The 5070-nt window shown below is 40.4% G+C and carries 6 protein-coding genes and 1 pseudogene; 3 read left to right on the top strand and 4 right to left on the bottom strand.

Annotated features, from left to right (window positions below):
• Together BLO31_RS03455 and BLO31_RS03450 are read right to left on the bottom strand one after the other, a co-directional pair.
• Window positions 1-933: hypothetical protein (locus BLO31_RS03455; protein WP_139158927.1), on the bottom strand; the 933-nt coding region annotated here is incomplete at its 3' end.
• Window positions 934-1094: 161 nt separating this feature from the next.
• Window positions 1095-1691 (bottom strand): DUF2726 domain-containing protein, encoded by a 597-nt coding sequence (locus BLO31_RS03450; protein WP_070962899.1) that lies wholly within the window; start codon window positions 1689-1691, stop codon window positions 1095-1097.
• A gap of 221 nt (window positions 1692-1912) precedes the next feature.
• Between BLO31_RS03450 and BLO31_RS03445 the strand changes: the two are divergent.
• From BLO31_RS03445 to BLO31_RS03440, 3 genes and pseudogenes are all read left to right on the top strand, one after another.
• Window positions 1913-2248, top strand: a pseudogene (locus tag BLO31_RS03445) (hypothetical protein); the annotation flags it as partial.
• 5 nt (window positions 2249-2253) lie between these two features.
• Entirely contained in the window at window positions 2254-2406 is a 153-nt protein-coding gene (locus tag BLO31_RS23720) for a hypothetical protein (protein ID WP_175443166.1), read from the top strand.
• A 221-nt stretch (window positions 2407-2627) separates the two neighbouring features.
• A complete protein-coding gene (locus tag BLO31_RS03440; RefSeq protein WP_070962898.1) occupies window positions 2628-3173 on the top strand; it encodes a hypothetical protein in 546 nt (181 codons plus the stop codon).
• A 56-nt stretch (window positions 3174-3229) separates the two neighbouring features.
• On the opposite strand, the gene BLO31_RS03435 is transcribed toward BLO31_RS03440, so the two are convergent.
• Entirely contained in the window at window positions 3230-3985 is a 756-nt protein-coding gene (locus tag BLO31_RS03435) for a hypothetical protein (protein ID WP_070962897.1), read from the bottom strand.
• A 277-nt stretch (window positions 3986-4262) separates the two neighbouring features.
• On the bottom strand, window positions 4263-4718 hold the full coding sequence (locus BLO31_RS03430; RefSeq protein ID WP_084659588.1) for a DUF3653 domain-containing protein: 456 nt from the start codon (window positions 4716-4718) through the stop codon (window positions 4263-4265).
• Window positions 4719-5070 lie beyond the last annotated feature (352 nt).

Genomic DNA, 5070 nt, shown 5'->3' with positions numbered 1-5070 from the left:
CTTTAAGCTTTCAAATGTTGGTTTTTCAGTACTCAATTGTACTGTTAATACGAATACTAAAAGTACAGTACCAAGGCCTAATAAGCCTAACAGTGGAATTGAAGAGTTAATTGCCGACCCTGCCGCAGTGACAACAAACGTAATTATGGCTGTAAAAACTACTAGTTGTTCAAATGTCTTAGCTGATGATTCTTTAGAAATCTCAATTGCCTCTTTTTGATAGGTGTCGGCAATCGATTGTATACGTGAGGTTACTACATTCATATTGTCATGTAGATGTATTGCGTCCATTAACATGTTCCATAGTTCTGTCGACTTTATGAAAGGTAGGTAATCGCTCATTCTATCTAGGACTTTTTTTGCATTCAGATCGTCATTACGTTCTCGATATTTTATATATAACGTTCTTTCTGAGTTAAATACAGACCAAACTACTTCATTTTCATCACTTTCATTTGTATGTTTAACGTATTCTTTATAAAGTTCAATACCTAGTTCAAAATCATCAGTTGTTGATTTTTCTTCTGTAAGTAAATGAGCATAGGTATTTAATAACTCAACATTGTTGGGATATTTTTTTATTAATGACTCTAGATTACTACGTTGTATTTTTCCAAAGGATGGAGAACTAGCAGTAAGTTCGATTTTTAAATACTCTAATGGTTCAATAGTGTCAGAGTTTGCTTTTGCTATTTCAATGTTAAGTGAATTTAAAAGGCTCGATATGTTTGGTTTTTCAGATACGTCCTCAAACAGTAGCCACCATTTTTGGGTGGATTTCCAATGCCAAGCTTTTTTATTGTATGGACCAAGCAGTTTGAAATCTTCAATTAAATCTAAAAAGAGTTTCTCTGATAGGTCGAGGTTTTTCTCATTGGATAGTTCTTCTAGTGTTTTCCCAATTCGTTCTAAGAGTTCTTTATCTTTTTTCATTTTACTGTTTGCTACCGATTTGCTTATCTTATCGAAAATTTGGGTATTTAAGTTTCTGGGGTCATTATGAAAGTTGATGATTTTGGCGAATTATGCCATTTGTTGTGTATGTTTTAAAGAGTTAGGACTTCCATCCCGTACTTCTTATCGGGGCGAATAGTCTACTGGACTTCTAAAAGGTGAGAGTAGACTCGTTCACATCTAATAGATGAGCTTTGTTCGATAAGTAGTGCGATTTTACAAGGGTCATATCGACGTTCTGAGCCAATTCGGATCAAAGTATGATGCCCTTCTAATGATTCATTTACATACTTGTCGCGTTGCTGTCGGCTTTTCCACTTATGAGTTGAGTCGTCCAATTCAATAACCGCAAGCACCATCGATTCTCTATCTGTAATCACAAAGTCCATTCGTTTAGCCCATGTACGCGAGTTGTTTTTAAAATCCTTTGGTTGTATTAAAGCCATAAGTGAAACCTGACAATGCACGACATATTCACTGGGCAGTATTTCTAGTAGCGTGGCGTATAGATTTTGCTCATTTTTGGTGCAAAGGTGTGACTTTTTTTTATGTTCTACTTCTGGTGTGCTTTTTGGGGATGGTGATTGCAATGAATTTACTATTTTGTTCCGAGTGTTAGTTCTTGTTTGACGTTGAATTTTACGTTTGGTTGGCAAGTTTTTTTCATCTTTATGGTGTTTCCCAAACAACTTTATATAAACATAGAATGCACAGAACAAAGTAAATAACTCAAACATTTTTGATTCCATAAGATTGTAGTTGTTTAACTTTATTCTATACATCGGAAGCCAATGCAATGTGTTTTATTAGTGGAATTTTAAAAAACGGCCACGACTCATAAAATAGTAGTCTTTATAATGACCTTTAACTCTTTTCTAACCTTCTCTTTTAGCTCAGAACGAAACAGGGCAGGCGATCGATTTCGTGGTGTACGACGAAGACGGCCAAGTAACCCAATGCGCTTAAGCGCAAAGACGAAATGGATCAGGCCAGGCACGAAGCAAAAGTATCGCGGCTTAAGTCCGGTGATGAGAAAGCCGCCGATCTCGATATGGTCAGCATTAAAGAGCGCGGGCTTAAAGACGAGTTCATCATGTTGGTGGTGTTTATACCATTGATTTTGTCATTCATACCCGATTACGCCCACTATGTAGAAGCTGGCTTTCAGGCGCTAAAACACGTCCCCGAATACTATTGGTACATCGTGGCCGCTGTGGTGATCGATACCTTTGGGTTTCGCTCCATGGTGCGCTATTTACTCGAGTACTTCTCTTTCAAAATCAAGGGTAGGTGAGGGCTATGGCAGAGTCGTTCGTCATTGCGCTGATCACCGGCCTCGTCTCGAGCGCTGGCACCATTGCCGCGCTCAAAACCGACATCAACTGGATCAAGAAAGTCCAACAGGACCAGGAAACACGCATCCGAAAACTAGAGGAACACAACCATGGCTAAAACAGGACTAAAGCGAAATGGCCGCCTAAAAAAAGGCTACCGATTTACCAAAGGTGGCCGAGTCGTAAAGGCAAAAACTACGGGAAAAAAGTGTAGGCGTAGAAAGACTTAATTCGAACGGTATCCCTTTAAAATCAATGCTATAAGTGTGATTGTTGGGGGTTTCATATCTGCAGCTATTAGGGTATACAAATACTGAAAATTTTACGTGAGATGTAGATATGGAACAAAAGGAATATCAAGCTAACTTTGATGAAAAAAAACTTGAGGCAGTTGCAGCTAGCGCGAAAGCATTGGTTGATGCCGGTCTTGTTGAAAATACTAAGCTAAGAGAGACAACAATTCCAACGCGAATGTTAAATATTGCTTTAAGAAAACTTCACGACACGGGAAGCTCTTCACGAGGGACAGGTAAGTTTGAAGGTCATCCGCTTTGGTCAAAAGAAGCAGAAAAAATTGCAGCACAACTAAACTACAAAAAGGGTAAGTATCGTAAATACCTAGCTCATGAACATATGGTTCCTGTAAACGTTGTTTGCGATAAGTTACTGGGTATTGAAAAAGATAAGCCTTTAGACGACTTTTATAAAGTTATAAGAGAGTTTAGTGCTGTGGCTATAGTGTCAAAAGAAGAGGATAAACTCCTTGATAAGTTCAAAAACGACATGCCAGATAAATGGAAAAGTGACGTGTTTGCGCGTTATCGCGCAGTTGGCCTTTTTGATTCCTTAAAAACAATAGATGAAAGTTGGAAACAAAAGCCCTGACACTTCGCCGGATGTCAGGGCAGGGCTCTACACCGAGCCAAGATTAAGAGAGTAGGTTAGTTAACGGGTACGCTACCCCAAAGCAAACCAATATCGGTGCCGGTTCTCGCCATGGCGCCGAGAATGTACGTTTGACCGTTATAGTCAATAGAGATAAAGCGCGCTTCGTAGTCCGTACCATTTAAGCCAGGATCCGCACATCCAGAGGCCACGACATTTTCCCCAGAATAGTAATAGCCTTTAACCATCGTTAACTGACCATTGATAGTGCAGCTCGGACCTCCACCATTGATAGTGAAACTACCATTGGCATCAAACGCCCAACTCGAGCCATTATCAGGAGAAGTATGTGTACCGGCTAGTTCACTCATCGATTTGCTAGCATTGGTTTTGTCAAAGCTATAAACCAAATTGCTGTTATTGAGAGTACCCGTAACCCTGGCTTGAGAACCATCAAAGGTCACCGTAAGTTCAAGATCTTGATCAATTTGAATGCTATTGGCAGTTGCGTATAGCAAGCCTCTGGTATTTAACGTGTTACCATCCACTTCGTGGGTATGAGAATAAGCGATTTCACTGTTTACATAGTCTCCAATGAGAATACCGGCTTCACTAGCCTCAGAATCTACAACCATGACGACTAAATCATCACTGTTGATGTAGATACCGTCTTTCTCATAAATGGTAACTTGATCTTCGCTAGATTGGGGCACAGCGTCGGAATTATCTGCAGACGAATCACCTCCACCTCCGCCACCACAACCTATCAAGACCAAAGAACCAAACAAACAACCAATCTTCCAATTTTTCATTAATAAAGCTCCCGTGAGTTACAAAAAGAAGCTCAGTAAACAATGCGGAGAAATATTAAACAGATTAATGATTTCTATGTGTGAACGGCTGTGAGAAAGGTAATTGTGGCGTACAGATCTAAACTTTAAAAAGGTTTTTACCGTATTGTTTTCTAGGAATAAGGTTGCTGTTGTTAGCAAAACTCACGGGGAGTATCGTAACTCTGACCGAACTGATGAGGTAAAAAAGAGCACGTTAGTACCAAACATTAACGTGCTCTCAATAGATTAATTGTTATCACTTACACCTAAACATAGCCCGATAACCGCAGTCACGGCTTGGAATCCACGCGACATCCTTGCTGCGGCGATTACCGCGAAATGGGTTAGAGAGCACTCTAGCTCGATGCCTGGGCGGATTCTCGATTGGGCCGTACTTATCGATCAACGCATAGTATTGATCTTTCATATACACCCAAGATTCCAGCTCACCAATGCCAAATTCACGGCCAGACGGCGTGATAATGGCGGTTCTGCGCATACAGACTCGATATCCATCAAAACGGATATCCGGCGGCAAATAACCACGAGCCACCACATAGAGTAGCTTTTCGGCACACGGATTCACGCGGCTTTCGCCACGGAGCCAGCGACGAACGGTGCGTTCGTTAACGTGAAGAAATTCGGCAAGTTTAAGATAGCTGCCTTGAAACTCATCGCGAATAACTTCCTGTATGGTTGTAATTTTTATCATGTTGTTGCTCCTGCAGGATAAAAACGACCAATCAGCGGCTGAGCGATAAAATGATTTTTGAAGTAGCGTCACGTCAAAAATTAAAAACACGACTGATAGGTCGTTGGCCAAATCAAAAATAGACACGCCATTTTTGATACCTTGTCCCCAAAGCCTCAAAATAAACCGACACCACAAAAGGTCGGCGACAACCGCAACTTTTAAACAAGACACTCAGCATAGGCACAAGCTGCCAACATTTAACACAATGCTCAATACAACAAGCTGAAACTAATACAAAAATAAAACTGAAAACGACAAAAAACGGATTTTAGCGTAACGATGATAATTCAGCTATCTTGGTGCGTATTAT

The organism is Vibrio sonorensis, assembly GCF_001854765.1.
Lineage (GTDB): Bacteria > Pseudomonadota > Gammaproteobacteria > Enterobacterales > Vibrionaceae > Vibrio > Vibrio sonorensis.
The sequence above is the reverse complement of the archived record's forward strand: the minus strand, read 5'-3'. Positions and strand labels throughout refer to the sequence as shown.